Here is a 22,732-nt window from a genome sequence, read left to right as displayed (position 1 = left end):
TCAGTCCGTGACGATCGGGATGCCGGTCGCCGCGGATGCGTCGCTGACGCCGCCGGCATCCGTGACATCGCCAAAGCCGAGCTCGGTCATGATCGCCACAGCCTGCGCTGAGCGGTTGCCAGTGCGGCAGTAGACGATGTAGGTGCCATCGAGGGGCTGCTCGGCGATCTCCTGCTCGAACGAGCCCGACTGCAGGTTGACGTTGATCGCACTTTCGAGGTGACCCTCGGCATACTCCTCAGGCGTGCGCACGTCGATGATCACGGCACCGTCGGGAACCTCGACCGACGGCGTCGCCGAGCACGCGGCGAGACTCGTGGCGAGAACGGCGGCGGCCAGTGCGGCCAGGATCAGACGGATGCGTCGCATGAGGTGTCCTTTCTGAGCGGCGCGGGCGGCATCCCGATGTGAGCGCACGGGAGAAGCCCTCGGGGTATACCCCCTAGGGTATAATACAGATCATGGCAACACGAGAGATCACCCTCGAAACGATAGAGACGACCATCAACGACTCCGGCATCGTGCTGCTCGACTTCTGGGCGGCGTGGTGCGGACCGTGCCGCATGTTCGGCCCCGTCTTCGAGAAGTCCTCAGAGGCTCACCCCGACATCGTCTTCGGGAAGATCGACACCGAAGCCCAGCAGCAGCTCGCGGCGGGCTTCCGCATCACCTCGATCCCGACGCTCATGGCCTTCCGCGACGGTATCCTCGTCTTCTCACAACCCGGCGCGCTGGCCGCTCCCCAGCTCGAGCAGGTGATAACCGCGGTCGAAGGACTCGACATGGATGACGTGCGACGCCAGATCGCGGAGCAGAACGCGGCCCAGGACGCCCCGAGCGCACCGTGAGCCTGCTCCGGGTTTGCACGATTACGCGCGGCGAGCGCATCGCGCGATGGGCGGCTGCCGTCTTCGTCGCAGCCATCGCCGGGAGCGCGGCGACCACGGGTGTGTGGGCTCTGGCTATTCCCGCGTTGCTTGGCGCGCTCTTGCTCGCGGCGATGGCGATCACCGGCTGGTGCCCCGGGGGTGCGGCTACCGAGTCAGCGGATGACGGCCCGAACGCATGGGATATTCCCGAGGCGCGTCAACGCATCGACCTCGATTGAGGCCTGGCAGCGAAGACTCAGACCGCGCTCAGCGCTCGCGTCGGCGCGCGCAGTACGTCTTCGAGGGCGTCGAGCAACGCCTCGGGCTTGAGAAGCTGCATTTCGTGGCGGCTGAGGAATTCCCGCACATCCCAGCCGTAGGCCTTGAGTCGCTCGAGGTAGCGCCCGCGAAGAAGCCGGGACTTCGTCGCCTTCACGATTGTCGACGGCACCGGCGGCGCAGCGGGTTCAACCCGGTGGGCATCCAGCTCCTGCACGACCGACAGCGCCATGAACCTGTCCCAGCGGCGGGTGCTGGCCCGAAGGCGTCGACGCAGGGGCGCCGGTACAGCGGGGTCGACGACCGACAGCATCCGCGCCACGACCGGACCGGCCATCCGGTAAGTCAGCAGGCGACGACCGGCAACTCCTGCGTCGACGTCGAGTGCTGGGTCGAGGTAGATCGCACGGTGCGGCTGCAGCCGTTCGGCGGCGTCGGCAAGGGCGCGCCCGCCGAGGGAGTGCCCGATAGCGAGGTCGAGGTCTGTCGGCAGCGTCTCGACGAGATCGTCGGTGAAATCCCGGAGGCGGTAGTGCTCAGAACGGGGGCTGGATCCGTGACCACGCAGATCAACGGCGAGCACTCGCATGCCGTGTCGCCGCGAGAGTCGCTCGGCGAAGTCCTGCCACAGCAAACCCGATCCGCTGATGCCGTGGACGATCGCTGCGGTACGGTCGCCGCTGCCGAACTCGTGTACTGCCAAACGCACACTTCGACGGTACGACTGCCAGTTATGAGGAGGCTCGGAGACCACCCGTGAGAATCCTGGGCATTCGACCCGCGATGAGGGACCGACGGCACTGTCCGCGACGGCGCTCGCCTCGATAGGATCGGGCGCGGCGAAGGGACCGGCATGACCGAGCACACCAGACCACAATCCACTCAGCCCACACCCGCGCGGGCGTCCGACACAACCGCGTGGTGGACCCTCGATACTGATGCTGTCGTCCGCAGTCTCGGGACGGATGCCGCGAACGGCCTGACCTCGGCCGATGCAGCGCGTCGCCTCGCAACCGGCGGCCCGAACACGATCGCCGCTCCCCCGGCTCCGAGCGCCTGGACGATCGCGCTGCGGATGCTCGCCGACCCCATGAACCTCATGCTGGTCGCGGTGGTCGTGGTGAGCCTCATCATCGCCCAGTTCGCCGTGGCGTTCATCGTCGCGGCCCTCATCGTGCTGAACGTCGTGCTCGGCACGCGGCAGGAACTCGCCGCCCGTGCGAGCGTCGACGGACTTTCCAAGTTGCAGATCCCGCACGTGAAGGTCGTGCGCGACGGGTCGCTGCGTGAGGTGCCCGCACCCGAAATCGTGCCCGGCGACCTCGTGCAGCTCGAAGCCGGCGATCTCGTGCCGGCCGATGGCCGCATCCTGCGCTCGGCGAACCTGCAGACGCAGGAGGCAGCGCTGACCGGTGAAAGCGCGCCGGTCGACAAGGATGTCGCGACGATCGATGGACACGATGTCGCGCTCGGCGATCGCGCGAACATGCTGTGGCAGAACACCACTGTCACCCGCGGAACCGCCGCGATGGTCATCACCGGAACGGGGATGTCGACCCAGATGGGGCAGATCGCGGCGATGCTCACCGCCGTCGCGCCCTCGAAGTCGCCCCTGCAGCGAGAACTCGACGGACTCACCAAGGTGCTCGGGTTCGTCGCATGGGGCGCCGTGGCGATCATGATCATCCTCGGGCTCTTGCGCGGCGAGACGATCGCGACAGTACTGCTCGTCGGAATCGCGATGGCTGTCTCGGCGATCCCATCTGCGCTCCCCACCTTCGTGCAGGGGATGCTCGCGTACGGCGCCCGGCAGCTAGCCGAACACCGGGCTGTCGTGAAGAACCTCAGCGACGTCGAGACGCTGGGCGCGACATCCGCCATCAACTCCGACAAGACCGGAACGCTGACCCTCAACCAGATGACCGCCACCAAGCTCTACGCGCTCGGGCAGTGGTTCACCGTCGAGGGCGAGGGCTACCGCAAGACCGGTGCCCTTCGTCACGCCGCCGGCAAGGAGGTTCCTGACTTCACGCCGCTCGCCTACGGCCTGTGCCTGAACTCCGATGCGACGGTCTCGGATGCCGGTGTTGTCGTCGGCGACCCCACCGAGGCTGCGCTCGTGGTCTTGGCCGCGAAGCTTGGCGTGGATGCCGAAGAGAGCCGCCGCGCCTACCCTCGCGAAGCCGAGGTGCCGTTCGACTCTGCATACAAGTTCATGGTGACCTTCCACCACGCGCCGCTCCAGGGAGCCGAAACGTTCCTGGCGACGATGAAGGGCGGCCCGGATGTCGTGATCGACCGCTGCTCGCACGTTGTCACCGCCGACGGCGTCGTCCCGATCGCGGACGCGAAAGACAGCATCCTGGAGGCGAACGCCGAGCTCAGTCGCAACGGGCTGCGGGTCCTCGCGATCGCCGTGCGAGACCTCGCCGGCCAGGAGGCTGCGGCGCAGGCCGACCCGATGTCCCTTGCCGAAGACTTCACGTTCGTGGCTCTGGTCGGCATCATCGATCCGCTGCGCCCCGAAGCCATCGAGGCGGTGCGCATTGCGGGCGAGGCGGGCATCGAGGTGCGGATGATCACCGGTGACCACGCCGTGACGGCAGCCGCCATCGGGCGAGAGCTGGGCCTCGGCCCGGGCGCGATCAGCGGCCCTGAACTGCGAGCGCTCAGCGACGAAGAGCTCACCGCGCGCCTGCCCGAACTCCACGTGTTCGGCCGCGTCACTCCCGAAGACAAGCTGCGGATCGCCCGCCTCATGCAGGAGCGCGGCGATGTCGTCGCGATGACCGGGGATGCCGTCAACGACGCCGCTGCCCTCAAGCAGGCCGACATCGGCGTCGCGATGGGATCGGGAAGCGAGGTGACCAAGCAGGCCGGCAAGATGATCCTCACCGACGACAACTTCGGCACGCTCGTCGAGGCGATCCGGCTCGGCCGCACGATCTACGACAAGATCGTCAGCTACGTCCGCTACCAGATGGCAACGCTGTTCTCGCTTGTGCTGTTGTTCCTCGTCTCCAGCATCCTCGACATCAACAACGGCACGCCGATCACGCCGCTCATGGTGCTGTTCCTGAGCTTCTTCATCACCTTCTTCCCCGTGATCGTCATCACCCTCGACCCGAGCCCCGCCGGTCTCATGCGGCAGCCGCCGCGGGACACGAAGGTGCCGCTCGCGAACGCCCGCTCGATCGGACAATGGCTCCTCTACGGCGTCGCCATCTTCGGGGTGGCCCTGGCGGCGATGCTCCTCTCCCCCGGCACGCCGAGCCAGACCGAGCCGTCGGTCCCCGTCACGATGACGTTCGTCGTCCTGAGCCTCGGGTCGGTGCTCGCCGGCTTCGCGATGCGTCGCGACCCCGGGTCGGGCCTTGCCGCACCGATCAGCAACGCCCTGAAGTGGATGTGGATCCCGATCGTGCTCACAGTGCTTTCAGTCGAGCTGGACTTCATGAACGCGCTACTCATGACCACGCCGCTGGATGCCGCGCAATGGTGGCTCGCGATCGGCCTTGCCCTCATCCCTCCGATCGTGGTCGAAGTCGACAAGCTGATCCGCCGGTCCCTCGCGAGCAGGGCTGCGGCATGAGCGGCCTGGTCCCCTCCCTGCACTTCGACGGCACCGCCCGCGAAGCGCTGACGTTCTATCGGTCAGTGTTCGGCGGAGAGCTCGAGCTGTACACGTACGGCGAGTTCTCGCGTACCGACGGACCCAAAGAGGCGATCGCGCACGGAGCCCTCTCGGGCCTGGTCACGCTGTTTGCCGCGGATGCCGCGCCGGGCGAGGAGTCCGTCCCGATGGCCGGCGTCGAGTTCTCGCTGCTCGGCACCACATCGCCGGAGGAATTGACCGCGTGGTTCGAGGCCCTCGCCGGCGGCGGCGAGGTCGTGGATGCCCTGCAGCAGCGCCCGTGGGACGACTACGACGGGATCGTTCGCGACCGATACGGCATCCGCTGGCTCATCGGCTACCAGGGCTGACTGAGACCGTCCGCGCGGAGCGAACCGGTCACAGCTTCCGCGCGCGCCACACGACATCAAGCGCCGGGCTCGCGCCGTGAGGTTCGACGCGTTCAACGAAGAACCCTTCGCGCTCATAGAACGCGGCAGCCCGCACATTGCCCGCGAAATGCTCAACGCACAGTCGTTCAGCCTCTGGCCGAAGGCGATCGATGACATTGCTGACGAGGTCTGAGCCGAGCCCGCGGCCCCGATAGGCAGGATCGACATAGAGCTTGAACAGTACGTGAGCGGAACCGTATCGTCCGCGCTGCGCGACGCCGATGACACAGCCTGCGGCCTCCGCGACGGTGACGAGCCCGTCCTTCACAGCCCGTCGGATCTGCGTCTCGTTCCACCAGTTCTTCACTTGAAGGTCCGCAGCGTCCGCGCCAATCAGCGGCGCATAGTGAGGCCTGATATGCGCTTCTCCGAAAGCACATATCGACGCGATATCCGCCTCGCGGGCGACTCGCAGAGCCCACTCGGTTGGATCTCCACCCTGCGACCCGCTCACGGCCCCAGTATGCCCACGCCGGATCGCGAACGAAAGGAGTGCGGCAGCCACGCCGTGGCGCTACCGCGCGGCATCCGTCTTGAGGGGGATACGTTCGACGCGCGACGAACGTACTCTCGCCTCATGTCAGATGTGTTCGGGTGGCTCACGATCGCGGCGCTCGCGCTGGCGCCCGTGAGCTTCGCGATCGGCGGCGCAATCGCGTGGCGGCAAGGCCGAGCACTGCGGTCGACGTCCAGCGCGGGAGGCACCTTCGGGATGGACGAGCTCTTCTACCCGTCAGCCCAGAACGCACGGTTGGCGTGGGAGCAGGAGCAGATCATCCCCGCGCCAGCTCCGACCCCCGACAAGGGCCCCGGAGTCATCGGAGCCGACGGCCGGATCGTCATCGAGGTGAACGACTCGGACTGAGTCATCTCTCGTAGACATCCCGCCGATGACCGGCACGCACGACAACGATCGTCAGGATGTCGTCCTCGCTGCGGTAGAGCACGCGGTAATCGCCAGTGCGCACTCTCCACTCGGGCCGCGCCGTCAGCTTCGTCGCCGCTGGCGGCCGCGGATTCTCGCTCAGCAGTTCGATGACGGCTTGGACGCGCCGCTTCGCCTCCGGCGGAAGCTTGCGGATCTCGCGAACCGCCGCCGGGAGGACGTCGATGCGGTAGGTCACAGCCCGAGCTCGCGCTTCACGTCCTCCCACGGGATGGGCGTCTCGGACAGTCGCTCGGTTTCGGCCCAGGCCTCGTCGACCGCGCGAATATCACTGAGTTCCTCGGCGTCAGCCTCGAGCTGGGCGAGGGTCTCCGGGTCAACAATCGCCGCAACTCGCCTATCACGTCGGGTCAGATATACGGTCCCCCGGCGGGCTTCATCGATCACGGAGGCGAGTCGATCGCGCGCATCCGTGATCGGGATATCAGTCATGACCACACGGTACTCCCGTTTTGCTGCATTACGTACGTTTCAGGATTTTCACCGCAGGGCGTTGCGGCTGGTGGCCGTGGCCTGGAGCGAGACCCCGGCGGGCACGAAGAGACTGAAGACCGGGGGATGCCACTGCCCCGCAACCGTCACCCGAGCCGACACCCCGTCGGGCGTGGATGCCGAGACCAGACTCGCGTCGGCATCCGACTGTGCCAGCAGCGCACTCGCCTGCGCGTACACATCGCCCGACGAGAGCTCGGCGCGCGGCGAACCACCGGCGATCGTGAGCGTGAACCCGTCAGCTCCGGCGAGCGCTGCAGCATCCGCGACGCTGTCGAGTCGCTTCTGCGCGAGGTACAGGCTCGTCGCATCGACAGTCACGAGGATCAGCACGAGCGCGAGCATCGCGTACCCCAGCACGAGCGGCAGAATGCTGCCGTCCTCGTCACCCGCGGCATGCACCGAATCACGAAGCCGCCTCCCTACCGCCCTCATCCGCCGCTCCAGAATCGCGACATCCGCTGCACCGCACTGGCCTCGACCGGAACGCTCGCGATCTGATCGAGACCGAGAACCGGCGGCGCGAGGGGCAGCGAGACGCGCGTCGCAACCGAAACCCGCACCGTCGCCCCCGCCGTCGGACACGTCGCCGACGCAGGAACGCACGAGATAGAGAGCGACGTGGCGGAGGCATCCAGGTCGTACTCCGCCATCACCGCCGACAGCACCTCGAACGCGCTCGAGCCAGCGGATGCCGCATCCGACGACAGCGAAATCGCCCGGGCAACGTGGCGGGCTGCGGCTTCGGCACCGAGCGCCTGATGCTGAATCTGCCCGAGCGCGACGACGACATAGATAAGCGGAACGAGCATCAGGAGTCCGACCGTGAGGAACTCGAGGGAAGCAGAGCCGTCGTCCTCGCGGAGAATCCGAGCCAGTCGCGAACGCAACCGGTCAGCGATCGAACGACTCCAGCGGAGCATGAGCTGTCACCTCCGTCTGCAGTCCGCTCGGCCACAGGCCGACGAGCGGGATCCCGGTACGCACCGTGACTTCAACGACGGGCTGACCGTCGATCATGATCTCGCGCGTGCCGACATCCGAGCCGTACTCAGCTCCGATCGCCCGCGTAATCACCTCGCGTGTGCGATCGACGGCTGAGCCGGTCGATGTATCGGCGAGCGCACCGTAGTACGCCCCTTCGACTGCAGCGTCATGCACGACGTTTCTCACGTAGGTCACGATGCCGAGCTGAATCACACCGAGGGTGAGGGCCGTGAGCAGCGCGGCAACCATGACGAACTCGACGGGAGCCGAGCCCCGGTCGTCGTCCCAGAAGCCACGATCGCTCACAGCCAACCGCCTCAGAAGCCCGACACGCGCGAGATCGCCTGCTCGAACAGACCCGACAGCGCGGGCCCTGCGAGCGCCCAAATCAACACGACCAGCCCCGCGGTCATGAGCGTGATCAGCACCCAGCCGGGTACGTCACCACGGTCTTCACGCAGCGCGGCTGCCACGCCGACATCCTCCACGTCGGTCCCCGCGCGCGGCGCGAGCGCTTCACGCAGGCGGTCCAGCATCCGTCTCATCATCATCTCCTTCGGTTCGGTCTTCTCTGTTGGTGGGCACTCATCCGAGGTCGAGCATCACGACGCCGGGGAAGATCGCGAACAGCACACTCACCGGCAGGATCAAGAAGACGAGCGGCACGAGCATCGCGATCTCTTTGCGACCCGCCTGCTCAATGAGCTCGCGCTGCTCCCCCGAGCGCGCATCGGCTGCGTGGGCGTGGAGCACGTCCGCGAGTGGTGTGCCGCGGTCGATCGCGGCGACAAGCTGATCGACCGCGCGCGACAAGGCTGGGCTGTCTTCCCGTCGAGCGAACGCGAGGAGGGCGTCCGTTAAAACCGCCCCCGTTCCGACCTCGACAACAACTTCACGGATGCCGACGGCAAGCTCTCCGGTCCCCCGGCTGCCGATGCGCCGCAGCGCATCGAGCAGGCCCTCACCCGCAGACAGGCAGAGCGCGAGGAACTCGAGGACGACGGGAAGCTCCTCGTGCAGGCGCCGGGAGCGGGCGCGCTCGGTGGCGCGGCGCGCCGACTGCTCCGCCACCACCGCGGCCGCCCCACCGGCCAGAGGCACCGCCAGCAGAGCCGGCTGTGGGCCGTGCGTCAGGGCGACGATTGTCGCCAGGGCGGCTCCCGTACCGGCTCCGAGCAGGGCCCAGACAAGCGCGCGCGAGCGCCGCCAGGAAGAACGGATGTCCGAGAGTCGGTTCACCGCAGCACCCCACGCCGGGGCTGCGGTGTTCAGGACAGGCACGGTGATCGCGCTGAACGCGACGCTGGGGTCACCGTCGGTGACATCGCGCAGGTACGGCGCGAGACGAGCGGTCAGCCCGCGGGCGCGCCAGCGCGGCGACGCCGAGAAGACGAGCAGCATTCCTCCGGCGAGGCCGCCGCCAAGAATCACGGCAAGCGCGATGTCGGTGGGATTCACGCGAACCACCTCCGCGGCTCCGCGAGCCTTCCCACACGAAGCATGAGCCGAAACGCGACAACCGTGACGACAGCGCCGCCCAGAATCAGCCCGATCCCCTGGGGCGATCCGTACGCGGCAGCAGCCTCGGGGCGAAGCGCGAGAAGTCCGAGAATCACCCACGGAGCAACGGCTCCGAGAACCGCCGCGGCGCGAATCCACGACTGGCGCGCCTCGACCTCGGCGCGCAGTGTCGCATCCGCGCGAACCGACGCACCAAGTGCGCGCAGGGTCGGCACGAGCTCGGTACCACCGACCTCGCGCGCCATGCGCAAGGTTTCGACGATCCGGTCAGCGATCGGATCGGCAAGCCGAGCCTTCAGACCGGCGAGCGCGGCATCCAGATGCCCGGAGGCCGAGACATCACGGGCGAACCTGACGAAGTCGGGTCGAAGCCGCTCTGGGCCCGACACCGCGAGGCTCGCGACAGCGTCAGCGAGCGACATCCCGGCTCGAACCGATGACACGAGCAGGTCGCACACGTCAGGCCACAGACCGCGACGCTCTTTGGCTCGTCGACGCGCCCGGGACTGCAACCAGGCGACGGGGGCGTATGCGCCGACGACACCCGCGAGAAGCCACAGAGGCAGCGTGGGAAAGACCAGCCACACGAGTGCGGCGGCAATCGCCCCAACCAGGACAGCAGAGGCCAGTACCGTGCGAGGTCTCGCCCGCTCCGCGAAGCCGGCTTCACCGATCAGTCGGGTCAGCACCGAGGGCTCGGCGGGTGCGGCGGTGGCGGGCCGGGCTGGCCACAGCCACGGCGAAAGGACCAGCAACACCCCCGCGCCGAGCATTGCGCCCACCAGCAGGATCATCGGCCCCTGCTCCGCATCAGTGGTTGCCGTTCCTGTCGGGGCGCGGGGCGAGTACGGATGACGCCATCCTCAAGCCCTGTGGGTTCGACGATCTCGGTCACGCGGCGCCGTCCGGTCGCGTCCCGCTGACAGTGGACGACGAGGTCGACGGATGCCGCGACCGCCGGCACCACGAAGCCGCTGTCGATGTTGCGACCAGCCAGGAGCGGGAGGGAGCAGAGCTTCCGGAGTGCATCAGCTGCCGAGTTCGCATGGATTGTCGCGGCACCCGGCACTCCGGTGTTGAGGGCCAGGACGAGATCGAGCGCCTCGGCGTCTCGAACCTCCCCGATGACCAGCCGATCTGGCCGCATCCGGAGTGCCTCCTTCACCAGGCGGCGCAGCGTCACCTCCCCTCCCCCTTCGAGGCTCGGCTGACGCCCCTGGAGTGCGACGAGGTCCGGCGCGTCGACGGCAAGTTCGAACGTCTCCTCCACCGTGACGATGCGCTGCGAGGGCGCGCACGCAGCGATCAGCGCCGCGAGCAAGGTCGTCTTACCGGCATGGGTGGCACCCGAGACCAGGATGCTGCGCCCTTCCCGCATCGCGATCGCCAGCAGGTCGGCATCCGCCGCCGTCACGCTGCCCGCCACAACGAGGTCGTCGAGCGTCCGGTAGCGCGGCAGGAACTTGCGGATGTTCACGACCCAGTGCCGCCGTGTGATGTCGGGGATCACGACGTGCAAGCGACTCCCGTCGGGAAGAGAGGCGTCGACGAAAGGCTGGCTGAGATCGACGCGGCGGCCGGTCGCGTGCAGCATCCGTTCGACGAGGTCTCGTACCGCCGTGTCGGTCAGCGCGAGCGGGACCCGGGACGCGACTCCGGCACGCGCCACGAAGATCCGGTCCGGAGCATTGATCCAGAGTTCCTCGACCTCGGGGTCGTCGAGGTACGCCTGCAGCGGACCGAATCCCGAGAGCTGGGCCAGGATGTCGCGCACGTGGTGCGCTTCGTCATCGAGGGTCCGCTCGCCGCGGGCCAGCGCGAAATCGTTGTGCCGACGCACTTCGGACCTGGCGATCTGGCTCGCCCGATCCGGATCGCGCTGCGGGTCGATCTGTGCCGCCCGCAGCGACTCGCGTACACGCGCGACCACCGAAACTGTCGGGTCGGCGGGCGAAGTCAGGGTCACCCGTGCATCCTGACAAGGCCGCGCGCCGCGCCGCGGGAGTTATCCACAGCGGTGCGGCGAGCTCTGTCATCCCGCTGGCGAAACCACGGGTCGCTGGGCGCTGCGGGGCGCCCCGAGCGCCCGTAGCGCGTACAGGATCGTCGCGACGTCGACGAGCTCCTGAATGAGGGCGCCCGCGACGGCGGGGATGACGCCCGTCATAGCCACGATCATCAGGGCAATGCTCAGCCCAATCCCCACGCCGATCGCGGTCAGCGCGACGCGCAGGGTGTGGCGGGCGATCGCGACGGCGTCGGCAACCGGAGCAAGGGCATCCACCAGGATGACGACATCCGCCGCATCCCCCGCGGCCGTCGCCCCGCGCGCACCCATCGCGACACCGATGTCGGATGCCGCCAGCACCGGGGCATCATTCACCCCGTCGCCGACCATCATCATCGGCCGAGGTTGCAGACCGGCGGCAAGCTCCACCTTGTCGCCCGGCAGCAGCTCGGCGTGCACCTCGTCAATCCCCACCGCCGTCGCAACCGACTGCGCGGTAGCGCCGACATCGCCGGTGAACATCGCAACCCGGCTCACGCCGGTCTCTCGGAGCCAGGCAACAACCGCAGGCGCATCCGGCCGAGGATCATCGGCCAGGACGATGGTTCCCGCGAACCGTCGATCTATCGCAACGTAGGCCGCGGCCTGACCGGCATCCAGGGTCTCTCGGGGCGCCGTTCCCGTGAGCGCTGCGACATACGCGGGCTTGCCGACGGTGACGGGCCGACCCCCTACCGATGCGGTGACACCGTTGGTGGCCTCCTCCGAGGCGTCAGACGCAGGGAGCAGATCGAGCCCGCGGTCGAGGGCGGCGCGGCGCACGCTCTCTGCCAGCACGTGCGTGGAGTACTGCTCAGCAGAGGCCGCGAACTGCAACACCTCGTCGGCGGTGAATCCGTCCGCGGGACGGACGGCGACGAGAGCGGGACGACCCCACGTCAGTGTTCCGGTCTTGTCGAAGGCCGCCGAACTCACGCGCGCGAGCTGCTCGATGACCGCGCCGCTCTTGATGATGACCCCCGCCTTCGCCGCTCGCGACAGGCCTGCGAGGAACGCCACGGGTGCCGCGATCAGCAGCGGACAGGGGGTCGCCAGCACCAGCACTTCAGCAAAGCGGACCGGGTCTCCTGAGATCGCCCAGGCGGTTCCCGCGAGCACGAGCGAGACGGCGGTGAACGGCACGGCAAACCGGTCGGCCAAGCGAACGACCGGCGCCCGAGAACTCTCGGCAGCATGCACCAGCGCGACGATCTGCTGGTACTGGCTGTCGGCGCTGCGTCGTGTCGCTCGTACCCGCACGGCGCGAGATCCGTTGATGGCCCCCGAGAACACCTCGTCGCCTTCGGTGCGCTGCACGGGAAGACTCTCACCCGTCAGCGACGATTCGTCGAACTCCGCGTCGGCGCTCAGCAGCACGGCATCCACCGGCACGATCTCGGCCGGCCGCACCAGCAGGATGTCGCCCACAGCGACCTCATCGATGGGGACGTCCTTCACACTCTCGACAGCGCCCGATTCGCCACCGGTCACGACGTGCGCGGTGCGCGGCGATCTGTCCAGCAGCGCGCGAAGGTCCCGCCGCGCACGCCGGCCGGCGATATCCTCGAGCGCCGCACCACCGGCGAGCATCAGAACGATCACGAGCCCCGCCAGATACTCCCCGACCGCGAGGGTCGCGACCATCGCGGTGACAGCGAGAACATCGAGCCCGACGTGGCCACGCAGGACGTCGCGCACCATGCCCACGAGGGTCCAGACGATGATCCCCGCAACCCAAATCGTCGCGACCCACCGCGCAACGTCAGGCATTCCGGATGCCGCGAGCACACCGACGGCGAGGAGCACCAGCGCGGTAGCCGTGACCAGCGGGTACGCCCAGATCCAGCGCAGATACCTCATCCGGACCTCCCGCGCCGCACCCAGGGCGACACCCCGAGCGTAGGCAGGCGCCACCGCGCACACTAGGGCATCTAGTCCCACGACCGAGGCCCTGTCGGTGCCCGGCGTCGGCGTTGCACAATGGCACGAGAGCATTCGGATGCGGCCCGAAAGGCGGAAGCCATGACCATGAAGACACCAAGCCACGCGGCGCGGAAGACCGGCACGGGAGTCGTCGGCGGACTGGTCGGTGGCGTCATCCGGGCCGCCTGGGCGGGACTGGCTTTCTGGGACCTCTATATCCGCCCCGAGAACAAGATCAACGGCAAGAAGCCCCTGTGGGCCTTCGTGATTCTTCTCGGCGGTATCGGCCCCTTGATCTACTTCTTCTTCGCCCCCAAACGCTGACGCTGCCGCGGCCTCATCGCCGCCGCAGCCGAGACCACGCGTCGAACCCAACCGCGAGCAGGATGATGGCGCCCAGCGCGATGCCCTGGAACAGCGGATCGATCTTCAGCAGTGAACAGCGCAGCCGCGGCATCCGCGTCTCGCGTCTCCCACGCCTTCCGGTAGTCATCCAGCCACCTCTGGACCTGCTCGGTCGTCACGATCTTCCCCTTTCGCCACTCCATACCTCACGGTGCAGTATCACTGCACACCCTGTCGCGCTGGAACGGTCGGCGCAAGTGCAGGAGGTCGCCGGCCCACGCGACAGCCTCGGCGCGGAAGCTCCGCACCGGAATCGTGCGTCGAGATCGCCAAACGTGCGTCAGTAGACTGATCGCACCCGCGGGAGTGGTGAAATTGGCAGACACGCAGGATTTAGGTTCCTGTGCCTTCGGGCGTGTGGGTTCAAGTCCCACCTTCCGCACGCGAGGCATCCTGCCACGCCCTTGACCGCCGATACCGACGGAACGCACGTGCACCCACTGGCTCTCATCCCCTGGCTCGACCCCGAGACGATCATTTCCGCGGCCGGCCCGTGGGCCCTGCTGGTGGTCTGCCTGATCATCTTCGCCGAAACGGGGCTGCTCGTCGGGTTCCTCTTCCCCGGCGACACTCTGCTCATCATCTCGGGATTGCTGACCCACACCAACGATGTGTTCGGCGTCAACATCTGGGTCGTGTGTTCGCTGATCGCGCTCGCCGCGTTCATCGGTGGGGAGGTCGGCTACTACATCGGACACAAGGGCGGACCTGCGGTCTTCGAACGCAAGGAATCCGGGATCTTCAGTAAGCGCAACGTCGAGCGAACCAATGCGTTCTTCGAACGTTTCGGCGGGATCACCGTGATCCTCGCCCGTTTCGTCCCGATCGTGCGCACCTTCGCTCCCGTCGCCGCAGGGGTAGGACACATGCCGTGGCGCAGATACACGCTCTACAACCTCATCGGCGCGCTGCTGTGGGGCTTCGGACTCACCATGGTGGGCTACCTCATCGCGTACATCCCGTGGGTGCGTGACCTCGTCACGGAATACATCGACATCATCTTGCTGGTCGCCGTCGGTGGTACCGCCCTGGTGGTGGCGTACCACTACTTCAGCGAGAAGTGGAAGTCTCGCAAAGAAGCCGCGTCAGGCGAGAAGCTCGAGACGGATGCCGCCGAAGCGCGCGAACTGGCTCTGGAGCCCGAGGTGTTCGACAACCGCCCCGAGGACTCCCAGTAAGACTCGGCCTCCGCTCAGCCGGACTTCTTCTGCTTGCCCGAGCCACTCTCGCGGGCGGCGCGTGAGCGCTCGACGCTCGCGCGCAGCGCCTCCATGAGGTCGATGACCTCGCCGCCCTGCTCCTCCGGCTGCTCGCCGAACGTTTCGGCAGTGTCGATCGCGTCGCCCTTCTCGAGCTTGGCGTCGATGAGGGTCCGCAACTCGTGCTGGTATTCGTCGACGAAGTCGGCGGGGTCGAAGTCGCCCGAGAAGCTCTCGACGAGGGATGCCGACAGCTCGAGTTCCTTGTCGGAGATCTTCACTGACTCGCTGAGCGACGGGAAGGCAGCCTCCCGCACCTCGTCTGCCCACAACAGTGTCTGCAGCACGAGGACATCGCCGCGCACCCGCAGCGCCGCCAGGCGCGTCTTCTGACGCAACGAGAACCGCACGATCGCGGTGCGATCCGTCTGCTCCAGCGTCTTACGCAACAGCACATACGCTTTCGGCGACTTGGAGTCGGGTTCGAGGTAGTACGCCTTGTCGAGCGTCAGGACATCCACCTGCTCGGTCGGCACGAACTCGACGACCTCGATCTCGCGGCTGCGCTCGGAAGGAAGCGCCGCGAAATCCTCTTTCGTGAGGATGACGGTCTTCTCGCCGTCGTCGTAGGCCCGGTCGATCTCGCTGTACGGCACGACTTCGCCGTCGAGTTCGCACACGCGCTGATAGCGGATGCGGCCCCCGTCGGCGGCATGGACCTGATGCAGCGACACATCGTGGTCCTCGGTCGCGGCATAGACCTTCACCGGGACGTTGACCAGTCCGAATGTCAACGCGCCTTTCCAGATGGACCTCATCACACCAGTACACACGTTCGCGGCGCCCGGTGCCAGCATCCGACCCGTCTCAGGCACCGCGGGCTAGCCTGGGCCCATGGCGGGTCGGGAGCAGACTGTGCAGGTGCAGGGGCACCGGCTGCGCCTGACCAAACTCGACAAGGTGCTGTATCCGGCAACCGGTACGACCAAGGGCGAGGTCATCGATTACTACAGCCGCATCGCCCCCGCGATCCTGCCGCTTCTCGCGGGACGACCCGTAACCAGAAAGCGCTGGCCCGACGGTGTGGGCGATGCGGAGCATCCGGGCATGTCGTTCTTCACGAAAGACCTCGAGCGCGGCGCGCCCGAGTGGCTCCCCCGGATGCCGATCGAGCACTCCTCGGGCACGAAGACCTACCCGCTCATCGATTCGCAGGCGGCGCTCGTGTGGCTCGGGCAGGTTGCGAGCCTCGAACTCCACGTTCCACAATGGCGTTTTGGGCCGGACGGCTCCCCTGCGAACCCGGATCGGCTGGTCCTGGACCTCGATCCGGGACCCGGTATCGGGCTGGCCGAGTGCGCCGAGGTTGCGCGGCTCGTGCGAGAGATCCTGCGCGGGATGTCGCTCGAGAGCATCCCTGTCACCAGCGGCAGCAAGGGGATCCATCTCTATGCGCCGCTTCCCGGGACGCTCACGAGCGAAGCCGCCTCGAACCTGGCGCGGGAGTTGGCGCGGGCGCTCGAGGCTGATCATCCGGATCTCGTCGTGAGTTCGATGTCCAAGGCGGTGCGTGCGGGAAAAGTCTTCTTGGACTGGAGTCAGAACAACGGCAAGAAGACCACGATCAGCCCGTACTCGCTGCGAGGACGTGAGCATCCGACCGTCGCGGCTCCCCGAACCTGGGACGAACTGGAAGATCCGCAACTGCGCCACCTGCTGTTCTCGGAGGTTCTCGAGCGCGCAGCCGCGGGGATCGCACCCTTCTTCGGCACCTCGACGCCGGCCGCCTTGGACCGCTACCGCGAGAAGCGCGATGCTGCGAGAACGCCGGAGCCGGTTCCGGATGCCGGATCCCGGCCGGCCGCCCGCGGCGACGGTGATCCGCCGCGCTTCGTCGTGCAGGAACATCACGCCTCGCGGCTGCACTTCGACCTGCGTCTGGAGCGGGACGGAGTGTTGGTCAGTTGGGCGGTCCCGCGCGGGATCCCCGAGTCACCCGACCGCAACAACCTCGCGGTGATGACCGAGGATCACCCGATCGAATACCTGACTTTTCACGGCACGATCCCCCAGGGCGAGTACGGCGCCGGAACCATGACGGTGTGGGACACGGGCACGTATGAGACCGAGAAATGGCGCGCCGACGAGGTCATCTTCCGCGCCCACGGCGCCCCGGGTGGGGCGATGGATGACGTGCGGTTCGCGCTCATCCGCACCGCGGGCGACGGCGAGAAGTCGCAGTGGCTCCTCCACCGGATGAAGGACGCAGCCGCCGGTCAGGCAGGTTCGCGGAGCTCGGTCGGATCCACTGGCCGGTCCCGCGCTCAGGCGCGTCCGGCGCTAGAAGACGCCGGCAACGCCGCGGGCACCGCCCCGATGCTGGCCACCATGTCGACGCCGGGGCTTGCCGCCGGCGCAATCAGCCGCTGGGGCGGGGAGCCCTGGGTGGAGATGAAATGGGACGGCATCCGCGCAGTCGGGATCTGGGACGGGACCACCCTCACGCTCCGCGCCCGCAGCGGCAACGACATGACGGCGACCTATCCGGACCTGCAGGATGCCGCGCTGGGCGAGGCGCCGTGCGTGGTCGACGGCGAAATCGTCGCTCTGGACGAGAACGGTAGGCCGAGCTTTGCGCTGCTGCAGAAGCGAATGAACCTCGCGAATTCTGCCGAGATCGTGCGCGAGGCCGCGCGCACGCCGGTGAAGTACTACCTGTTCGACCTGCTCCAGATCGACGGGCAGGATGCCACGGCGCTGTCGTTGCGCGATCGACGCGCCCTGCTGGAGCGTCTTGCCGACGGCGCGGGCGAGCGCGTCACGGTCCCACCGGTGTTCGACGATCTGGATGCGACGCTCGACGCCGCGCGCGGAGCAGACCTCGAGGGCGTCGTCGTCAAGAACCCCGGCTCGCGCTACCGGCCCGGCGAGCGCTCGCCCGACTGGCTCAAGATCAAGCTCACCCGCACCCAGGATGTCGTCATCGGCGGCATCCGTCCCGGGCAGGGGGGCAGGTCCGGTGCCATCGGATCGCTTCTGGTGGGCATCCCGGGTGAAAGCGGTCTGCAGTATGCGGGGCGCGTAGGAACAGGCTTCACGGATGCCGCGCTTGCGACTCTGGCGCGCCTGCTCGCCCCTCTCGGAATTGACGAGAACCCTTTCGCCGACGTACCGGCGGCCGACGCGCGCGATGCGATCTGGGTGAAGCCGGAGCTGGTCGGCGAGGTCGAGTTCGCCGAGTTCACGCCCGGCGGCATCTTGCGTCACGCTCGCTGGCGCGGGCTGCGGCCCGCCCGCTCCCCCGACACCGTCGTCCGGGAGGGCACGTCCTAGGCGTGAGTGGCGTCGCCCGAATCGACGTGACCGGCGGGCTCGAGCTGGAAGGTCGAGTGCTCGACGTCGAAGTGTGAGGCAAGGCATGTCTGCAGGCGCGAGAGGATTTCGCCCGAGCGTCCAGCGGCGATGGCATGGGGATCGATGACGACGTGAGCGGTGAAGACGGGAGCTCCGCGGGTGAGCTGCCACACGTGGATGTCATGCACGGCCACGACGTCATCTGCCGAGAGGATGTGTTCCCGAATGTCGGCAACGTGCGTTCCTTTCGGCGCCGACTCCGACAGGACGTGGAACACTTCGCGGAGCAACCCGACTGCGCGCGGCACGATGAGAGCCGCGATCAACAGCGACGCAACGGCATCCGCTGCCTGCCACCCCGTCAGCAGCACGACGATCGCTGCGACGATGACCAGCGCCGAACCCAGCAGATCGCCGAGGACCTCGAGGTAGGCGCCGCGGACATTGATGCTCGTACGTTGCGCGGCAGAAAGCAGCCACATCGCCGCGGCGTTGGCAAGAAGTCCGACGATCGCGACGATCAGCATGATGCCGCCGCGCACCTCGGCCTCACCCGGGTCGAGCAGGCGCTGGATCGCCTCGACGACGATCCACGCTGACAGGCCGATCAGCAGGACGGCGTTGATCAAGGCGCCGAAAACCTCGGCGCGTTGGTAGCCGTAGGTCTGCCGGTCGGTAGCCGGCCGAGCCGCGACGATGCTCGCGATGAGCGCGATCACGAGGGCCGCGGTGTCCGTGAGCATGTGGACTGAATCGGCCAGCAAAGCGAGCGAGCCGCTCAGGAACGCACCGACAACCTGGACGACCAGAACGACGGAGGTGATCGTGAGCGAGGCAGTCAGGAGGCGACGGTTGCTCGCGCCACGGATGCCGGGAGCGTGATCATGCACGGCACCCAGCGTAGGGGCGAGAGAAGCCCGCGGCGGCGCTCTGCGCCCAATCGGGAACGAGTCTGATTCTCGCTTCCGGGCCGTGTGTCAGAGCACCGACAACAGCGGCGCGAGGGCGATGAACGCTTGGGCGCGGTGCGACGCTGCGGTCTTCTCCTCGGGGCTCCACTGGCCTACCGTGCGCTCCGCGCCCGCTTCCTGGCCGTCGGGGATGAAGATCGGGTCGTAACCGAACCCGCCGTCGCCGCGCGGTTCGGTGGCAAGGCGCCCGTGCCAGCGCCCCTCCACCACATGCTCCATGGCGAAGGCGGTCGACCCCGGTTCGGGGACGACCAGCGCGATGGTCGACACGAAGGATGCCTTCCGGTGCGGGTCCGCGATGTCGGAGAGCTGATCCAGCAGCAGATGCATGTTCGCGACGGCATCCTTCTTGTGGCCCGCCCAGTATGCCGAGAAAATCCCCGGCGCACCGCCCATCACGCTGACGGCAATGCCGGAGTCATCGGCGAGCGCTGCAAGCCCGGTGTGGCGGGCAGCTGCCCGCGCCTTGATCAGGGCGTTCTCGGCGAAGTTGACGCCATCCTCGACGGGCTCGGGTCCGTCGTAGCCGATGACGTGCAGGTCGGGGCGGGTCGCCGCGACGATCCGGCCGAACTCGGCGACCTTGTGGGGATTGTGGGTTGCCAGGACGATCTGCTGCGGCATCCGGTCACTCACCCGAAGCGAGGGTGTCGGTCTGAATGTCACGCAGGGTCGCGCAGCCTGACAGCCCCAGCTCGAGAAGCGCATCGAGCTCCCGCTTGTCGAAGGGCGCACCCTCGGCAGTGCCCTGCACCTCGACGAACAACCCGCGCCCCGTCACCACGACGTTCATGTCGGTCTCGGCGCGGACGTCCTCGACGTAGGCCAGGTCGAGCATCGGCTCACCGTCGATGATGCCGACCGAGACGGCAGCCACCGAGTCGAGCAGCACCTGCGATTTCTGACCGATGAACTTCTTGCGCCGCCCCCATTCGATGGCATCGGCGAGCGCCACGTAGGCCCCCGTGATGGCGGCGGTTCGGGTTCCTCCGTCGGCCTGCAGCACGTCGCAGTCGATCACGATCGTGTTCTCACCGAGCGCCTTCGTATCGACCACTGCCCGCAGCGCCCGGCCGATCAGGCGAGAGATCTCGTGTGTGCGGCCACCGATCTTGCCCTTGACGCTTTCGCGGTCGTTGCGATCGTTGGTGGCCCGAGGCAGCATCGCGTACTCGGCGGTAACCCAGCCCTTGCCCTTGCCGGTGAGCCAGCGCGGCACACCGTTGGTGAAGGATGCCGTGCACAGCACGCGGGTTCCGCCGAAGCTGATCAGCGCTGATCCCTCTGCCTGGGCGGACCAGCCTCGTTCGATCGTGACAGGACGCAACTGGTCGATGGTGCGACCGTCAGCGCGGGTGATCTCGCTCATGCGGGTTCTCTTTCCGGGTCGGTGCTCCGCGTCGGGCGAAGCGGCGGTCAGTGCGGCAGGTCAGGGCCGCAGGTCGATGGCTCCGGTCTGCACGAGGCGCACGTCTCGCACCTCGCGGCCCATGAGCCGGTGGGCAAGGCGCACGAACTCGTCAGCCGAATCACCGGTTGCTTCGTACGTGTGGGTTGCAGCAGCATCCGTTGCCGCCAACAGATCCCGACTCACGAGCTGCCGGTACACGTCGTTGGCCGTCTCGGTGTCGCTGGAGACGAGTGAGACATCCGGTCCCATCACATAGCTGATGGCACCCTTCAGGAACGGGTAGTGCGTGCAACCGAGCACGAGCGTGTCGACGCCGGAGTGCCGCAGCGGCGCAAGGTATTCCTCGGCGACGGCCAGCACCTCGGGCGTGTCGGTTTCGCCAGCCTCGACGAACTCGACGAAGCGCGGACACGCCTGCGCGAACACCGTGAGGCGGTCATTTACCTCGAGCATGTCTTGGTACGCGCGCGAGCCGATCGTGCCGCTGGTGCCGATGACCCCGATCCGCCCCGACCGGGTCGTCGACATCGCCGTCCGGACGGCAGGCCCGATCACCTCGACGACGGGGACGTCGTAGCGTTCGCGCGCATCGCGCAGTACCGCGGCGGACGCGGTGTTGCAGGCGATCACGAGCATCTTCACGCCCTGCGCGACGAGGGTGTCGAGCACCTCGAGCGAGTACCGACGCACATCGGCGATGGGCTTGGGTCCGTAGGGCGAATGGGCAGTGTCACCGATGTATAGCAGCGACTCGCGAGGCAGCTGATCGGAGATGGCCCGTGCCACGGTGAGCCCGCCGACACCGGAGTCGAAGATCCCGATCGGCGCGTTGTTCACGGTGCACCAGCCTACGCCAGCGCTCGTCTCCCAGCCGCCGGGCGGCGGAGTGGGATGGATGCCGCGGCGGCCGCTTCACTAGGCTGACGCGCATGACAGCATCCGTCAGCACGGCACTGCTCACCGACCGGTACGAACTGACGATGCTCGATGCGGCCCTCCACGACGGCACCGCCTCGCGCCGCTGCGTGTTCGACGTCTTCGCGCGACGCCTGCCCGGCGGCCGCCGGTTCGGCGTCGTGGCGGGCACTGGGCGGCTGCTGAGCCTGTTGCGCGACTTCCGGTTCGGCGACGACGAGCTGCGTTTCCTGCGCGACGAGCGGGTCGTGGATGCCCAGACCCTGCGCTTTCTCGAGGAGTACCGCTTCACGGGGTCGATTCACGGGTACCGGGAGGGCGAGCTGTACTTCCCGGGGTCGCCGTTGCTGACGATCGAGGGCACCTTTGCTGAGGCGGTCATTCTGGAGACCCTTGCCCTGAGCGTCCTGAACTACGACTCCGCGGTAGCTGCCGCGGCGGCACGCATGAGCATCGCCGCCGGTGACCGGCCCCTCGCCGAGATGGGCTCACGGCGCACCGGCGAATGGTCGGCCGTCGCTGCCGCGCGGGCGGCATTCATTGCGGGATTCGGCGCGACGAGCAATCTGGAGGCCGGGCGCCGGTGGGGCATCCCGACCATGGGTACTGCAGCGCACAGCTGGACGCTGCTCCACGACACCGAAGCCGACGCGTTCGCGGCGCAACTGCGGGCCCTCGGCGACCAGACCACACTTCTCATCGATACGTACGACATCGAGACGGGCGTGGACACAGCGATCAGGGTCGCCGGAACGGGGCTGGGCGGGGTGCGGATCGATTCGGGGGACCTCCCGATCGTCGCGGCGCAGGTCCGGCGGCAACTCGATTCCCTGGGTGCTCACGACACGCGCATCACCGTCACAAGCGACCTTGACGAGTTTGCGATCGCCGCGCTGGCGGCATCCCCGGTGGACGCGTACGGCGTCGGTACGGCGCTGGCCACCGGTTCGGGCTCGCCGACGGCGGGCCTGGTCTACAAGCTCGTGGCACGCCAGGATGCCGCCGGTGCGTGGATCCCGGTGGCGAAGACCTCGACCGCCAAGGCGTCGCTGGGCGGGCGGAAGACGGCTTTCCGAATCCTCGAGCACGGAATCGCCCGCGAGGAACTCATCGTCGTCACCGAAGGCTTCGAGCACACCGAAACGCCGACGCCGCCGTCGAACGCCCGCGCCCTGCAGGTTCCGCTCGTCGCCCACGGCGAGATCGATGCAGCAGCCGAGGGACCCGGCGGAGTCAGCGCCGCCCGTGAACACCACGCACGCGTACGGGCCGAACTCCCTCTGACGGCTCTCGCGCTCAGCCGCTCGGAGCCCGCCCTCGAGACCGCCTACCAGACGGGCTGACTACG

At 67.7% G+C, this 22,732-nt stretch carries 28 protein-coding genes and 1 tRNA gene; 10 read left to right on the top strand and 19 right to left on the bottom strand.

Annotated elements, in window-relative coordinates; translation table 11 throughout:
• Entirely contained in the window at nt 1-369 is a 369-nt protein-coding gene (locus LL236_RS02285; RefSeq protein WP_228177162.1) for a rhodanese-like domain-containing protein, read from the bottom strand.
• Between the two features lie 92 nt (nt 370-461).
• Between LL236_RS02285 and LL236_RS02280 the strand changes: the two genes are divergently transcribed.
• Nucleotides 462-848 (top strand): thioredoxin family protein, encoded by a 387-nt coding sequence (locus LL236_RS02280; protein WP_228177161.1) that lies wholly within the window; start codon nt 462-464, stop codon nt 846-848.
• Nucleotides 845-1,108 (top strand): hypothetical protein, encoded by a 264-nt coding sequence (locus LL236_RS02275; RefSeq protein WP_228177160.1) that lies wholly within the window; start codon nt 845-847, stop codon nt 1,106-1,108. The genes LL236_RS02280 and LL236_RS02275 overlap by 4 nt, the downstream gene beginning before the upstream one ends.
• Nucleotides 1,109-1,125: 17 nt before the next feature.
• On the opposite strand, the gene LL236_RS02270 is transcribed toward LL236_RS02275, so the two are convergent.
• On the bottom strand, nt 1,126-1,857 hold the full coding sequence (locus tag LL236_RS02270) for an alpha/beta fold hydrolase (RefSeq protein ID WP_228177159.1): 732 nt from the start codon (nt 1,855-1,857) through the stop codon (nt 1,126-1,128).
• A gap of 144 nt (nt 1,858-2,001) precedes the next feature.
• Between LL236_RS02270 and LL236_RS02265 the strand changes: the two genes are divergently transcribed.
• Together LL236_RS02265 and LL236_RS02260 are read left to right on the top strand one after the other, a co-directional pair.
• On the top strand, nt 2,002-4,740 hold the full coding sequence (locus LL236_RS02265) for a cation-translocating P-type ATPase (protein ID WP_228177158.1): 2,739 nt from the start codon (nt 2,002-2,004) through the stop codon (nt 4,738-4,740).
• On the top strand, nt 4,737-5,132 hold the full coding sequence (locus tag LL236_RS02260; protein WP_228177157.1) for a VOC family protein: 396 nt from the start codon (nt 4,737-4,739) through the stop codon (nt 5,130-5,132). The genes LL236_RS02265 and LL236_RS02260 overlap by 4 nt, the downstream gene beginning before the upstream one ends.
• Before the next feature lie 28 nt (nt 5,133-5,160).
• Here LL236_RS02260 and LL236_RS02255 read toward each other — a convergent pair whose 3' ends face one another.
• Complete coding sequence (locus LL236_RS02255; protein ID WP_374197990.1) at nt 5,161-5,667, bottom strand: GNAT family N-acetyltransferase; 507 nt, start codon at nt 5,665-5,667, stop codon at nt 5,161-5,163.
• A gap of 123 nt (nt 5,668-5,790) precedes the next feature.
• On the opposite strand from LL236_RS02255, the gene LL236_RS02250 reads away from it, so the two are divergent.
• Nucleotides 5,791-6,078, top strand: coding sequence for a hypothetical protein (locus tag LL236_RS02250; RefSeq protein ID WP_228177155.1), 288 nt, complete (start codon nt 5,791-5,793; stop codon nt 6,076-6,078).
• A gap of 1 nt (nt 6,079) precedes the next feature.
• Here the strand turns inward: LL236_RS02250 and LL236_RS02245 are convergent, their stop codons facing one another.
• The 10 genes from LL236_RS02245 to LL236_RS02200 form a co-directional block, all read right to left on the bottom strand.
• Nucleotides 6,080-6,337 carry a type II toxin-antitoxin system RelE family toxin gene (locus LL236_RS02245; protein ID WP_228177154.1) on the bottom strand — a complete coding sequence of 86 codons (258 nt, stop codon included), beginning with the start codon at nt 6,335-6,337 and terminating at the stop codon, nt 6,080-6,082.
• On the bottom strand, nt 6,334-6,591 hold the full coding sequence (locus tag LL236_RS02240; protein ID WP_228177153.1) for a type II toxin-antitoxin system Phd/YefM family antitoxin: 258 nt from the start codon (nt 6,589-6,591) through the stop codon (nt 6,334-6,336). Before LL236_RS02240 ends, LL236_RS02245 begins: the two co-directional genes overlap by 4 nt.
• 48 nt (nt 6,592-6,639) lie before the next feature.
• Nucleotides 6,640-7,053 (bottom strand): pilus assembly protein TadG-related protein, encoded by a 414-nt coding sequence (locus LL236_RS02235; RefSeq protein WP_308017236.1) that lies wholly within the window; start codon nt 7,051-7,053, stop codon nt 6,640-6,642.
• Nucleotides 7,054-7,082: 29 nt separating this feature from the next.
• Nucleotides 7,083-7,574: a TadE family protein gene (locus LL236_RS02230; protein WP_228177151.1), complete on the bottom strand. Its 492-nt coding sequence runs from the start codon at nt 7,572-7,574 to the stop codon at nt 7,083-7,085.
• Nucleotides 7,546-7,944: a TadE/TadG family type IV pilus assembly protein gene (locus tag LL236_RS02225; RefSeq protein WP_228177150.1), complete on the bottom strand. Its 399-nt coding sequence runs from the start codon at nt 7,942-7,944 to the stop codon at nt 7,546-7,548. The genes LL236_RS02230 and LL236_RS02225 overlap by 29 nt, the downstream gene beginning before the upstream one ends.
• An 11-nt stretch (nt 7,945-7,955) precedes the next feature.
• The gene (locus LL236_RS02220) at nt 7,956-8,186 is read right to left on the bottom strand and encodes a hypothetical protein (RefSeq protein WP_228177149.1); all 231 of its coding nucleotides are present in this window, start codon (nt 8,184-8,186) and stop codon (nt 7,956-7,958) included.
• 37 nt (nt 8,187-8,223) lie between these two features.
• The gene (locus LL236_RS02215; protein WP_228177148.1) at nt 8,224-9,096 is read right to left on the bottom strand and encodes a type II secretion system F family protein; all 873 of its coding nucleotides are present in this window, start codon (nt 9,094-9,096) and stop codon (nt 8,224-8,226) included.
• Nucleotides 9,093-9,953: a type II secretion system F family protein gene (locus tag LL236_RS02210; RefSeq protein WP_228177147.1), complete on the bottom strand. Its 861-nt coding sequence runs from the start codon at nt 9,951-9,953 to the stop codon at nt 9,093-9,095. The genes LL236_RS02215 and LL236_RS02210 overlap by 4 nt, the downstream gene beginning before the upstream one ends.
• Complete coding sequence (locus LL236_RS02205; RefSeq protein ID WP_228177146.1) at nt 9,950-11,125, bottom strand: CpaF family protein; 1,176 nt, start codon at nt 11,123-11,125, stop codon at nt 9,950-9,952. Before LL236_RS02205 ends, LL236_RS02210 begins: the two co-directional genes overlap by 4 nt.
• A 66-nt stretch (nt 11,126-11,191) precedes the next feature.
• On the bottom strand, nt 11,192-13,066 hold the full coding sequence (locus tag LL236_RS02200; protein ID WP_228177145.1) for a heavy metal translocating P-type ATPase: 1,875 nt from the start codon (nt 13,064-13,066) through the stop codon (nt 11,192-11,194).
• Between the two features lie 162 nt (nt 13,067-13,228).
• Here LL236_RS02200 and LL236_RS02195 point away from each other — a divergent pair, with 162 nt between their 5' ends.
• Nucleotides 13,229-13,453 (top strand): PLDc N-terminal domain-containing protein, encoded by a 225-nt coding sequence (locus tag LL236_RS02195; RefSeq protein ID WP_228177144.1) that lies wholly within the window; start codon nt 13,229-13,231, stop codon nt 13,451-13,453.
• Nucleotides 13,454-13,466: 13 nt separating this feature from the next.
• Here the strand turns inward: LL236_RS02195 and LL236_RS02190 are convergent, their stop codons facing one another.
• Complete coding sequence (locus tag LL236_RS02190; RefSeq protein WP_228177143.1) at nt 13,467-13,622, bottom strand: hypothetical protein; 156 nt, start codon at nt 13,620-13,622, stop codon at nt 13,467-13,469.
• A gap of 212 nt (nt 13,623-13,834) precedes the next feature.
• On the opposite strand from LL236_RS02190, the gene LL236_RS02185 reads away from it, so the two are divergent.
• Both LL236_RS02185 and LL236_RS02180 read left to right on the top strand, forming a co-directional pair.
• Nucleotides 13,835-13,916 (top strand) — tRNA-Leu (locus tag LL236_RS02185).
• Nucleotides 13,917-13,965: 49 nt separating this feature from the next.
• Nucleotides 13,966-14,712 carry a DedA family protein gene (locus LL236_RS02180; protein ID WP_228177189.1) on the top strand — a complete coding sequence of 249 codons (747 nt, stop codon included), beginning with the start codon at nt 13,966-13,968 and terminating at the stop codon, nt 14,710-14,712.
• A gap of 14 nt (nt 14,713-14,726) precedes the next feature.
• Here LL236_RS02180 and ku read toward each other — a convergent pair whose 3' ends face one another.
• Complete coding sequence (ku, locus tag LL236_RS02175) at nt 14,727-15,551, bottom strand: non-homologous end joining protein Ku (RefSeq protein WP_228177142.1); 825 nt, start codon at nt 15,549-15,551, stop codon at nt 14,727-14,729.
• Nucleotides 15,552-15,627: 76 nt separating this feature from the next.
• On the opposite strand from ku, the gene LL236_RS02170 reads away from it, so the two are divergent.
• Entirely contained in the window at nt 15,628-18,066 is a 2,439-nt protein-coding gene (locus LL236_RS02170; protein WP_228177141.1) for an ATP-dependent DNA ligase, read from the top strand.
• Here LL236_RS02170 and LL236_RS02165 read toward each other — a convergent pair.
• The 4 genes from LL236_RS02165 to murI all read right to left on the bottom strand — a co-directional run bounded on the left by LL236_RS02165 (nt 18,063) and on the right by murI (nt 21,306).
• Nucleotides 18,063-18,977 (bottom strand): cation diffusion facilitator family transporter, encoded by a 915-nt coding sequence (locus LL236_RS02165; protein ID WP_228177140.1) that lies wholly within the window; start codon nt 18,975-18,977, stop codon nt 18,063-18,065. The two genes, LL236_RS02170 and LL236_RS02165, sit on opposite strands and share 4 nt — an antisense overlap.
• 87 nt (nt 18,978-19,064) lie before the next feature.
• A complete protein-coding gene (locus LL236_RS02160; RefSeq protein ID WP_228177188.1) occupies nt 19,065-19,682 on the bottom strand; it encodes a non-canonical purine NTP pyrophosphatase in 618 nt (205 codons plus the stop codon).
• Nucleotides 19,683-19,686: 4 nt separating this feature from the next.
• Complete coding sequence (gene rph / locus LL236_RS02155) at nt 19,687-20,427, bottom strand: ribonuclease PH (protein ID WP_228177139.1); 741 nt, start codon at nt 20,425-20,427, stop codon at nt 19,687-19,689.
• 60 nt (nt 20,428-20,487) lie between these two features.
• A complete protein-coding gene (murI, locus tag LL236_RS02150) occupies nt 20,488-21,306 on the bottom strand; it encodes a glutamate racemase (protein ID WP_228177138.1) in 819 nt (272 codons plus the stop codon).
• A gap of 92 nt (nt 21,307-21,398) precedes the next feature.
• Between murI and LL236_RS02145 the strand changes: the two genes are divergently transcribed.
• A complete protein-coding gene (locus LL236_RS02145) occupies nt 21,399-22,727 on the top strand; it encodes a nicotinate phosphoribosyltransferase (RefSeq protein ID WP_228177137.1) in 1,329 nt (442 codons plus the stop codon).
• The last annotated feature ends 5 nt before the right edge of the window (nt 22,728-22,732 follow it).

Origin of the sequence: Microbacterium schleiferi, assembly GCF_020781975.1 — a bacterium.
Lineage (GTDB): Bacteria > Actinomycetota > Actinomycetes > Actinomycetales > Microbacteriaceae > Microbacterium.
This window is presented reverse-complemented; position numbering and strand designations above follow the sequence as displayed.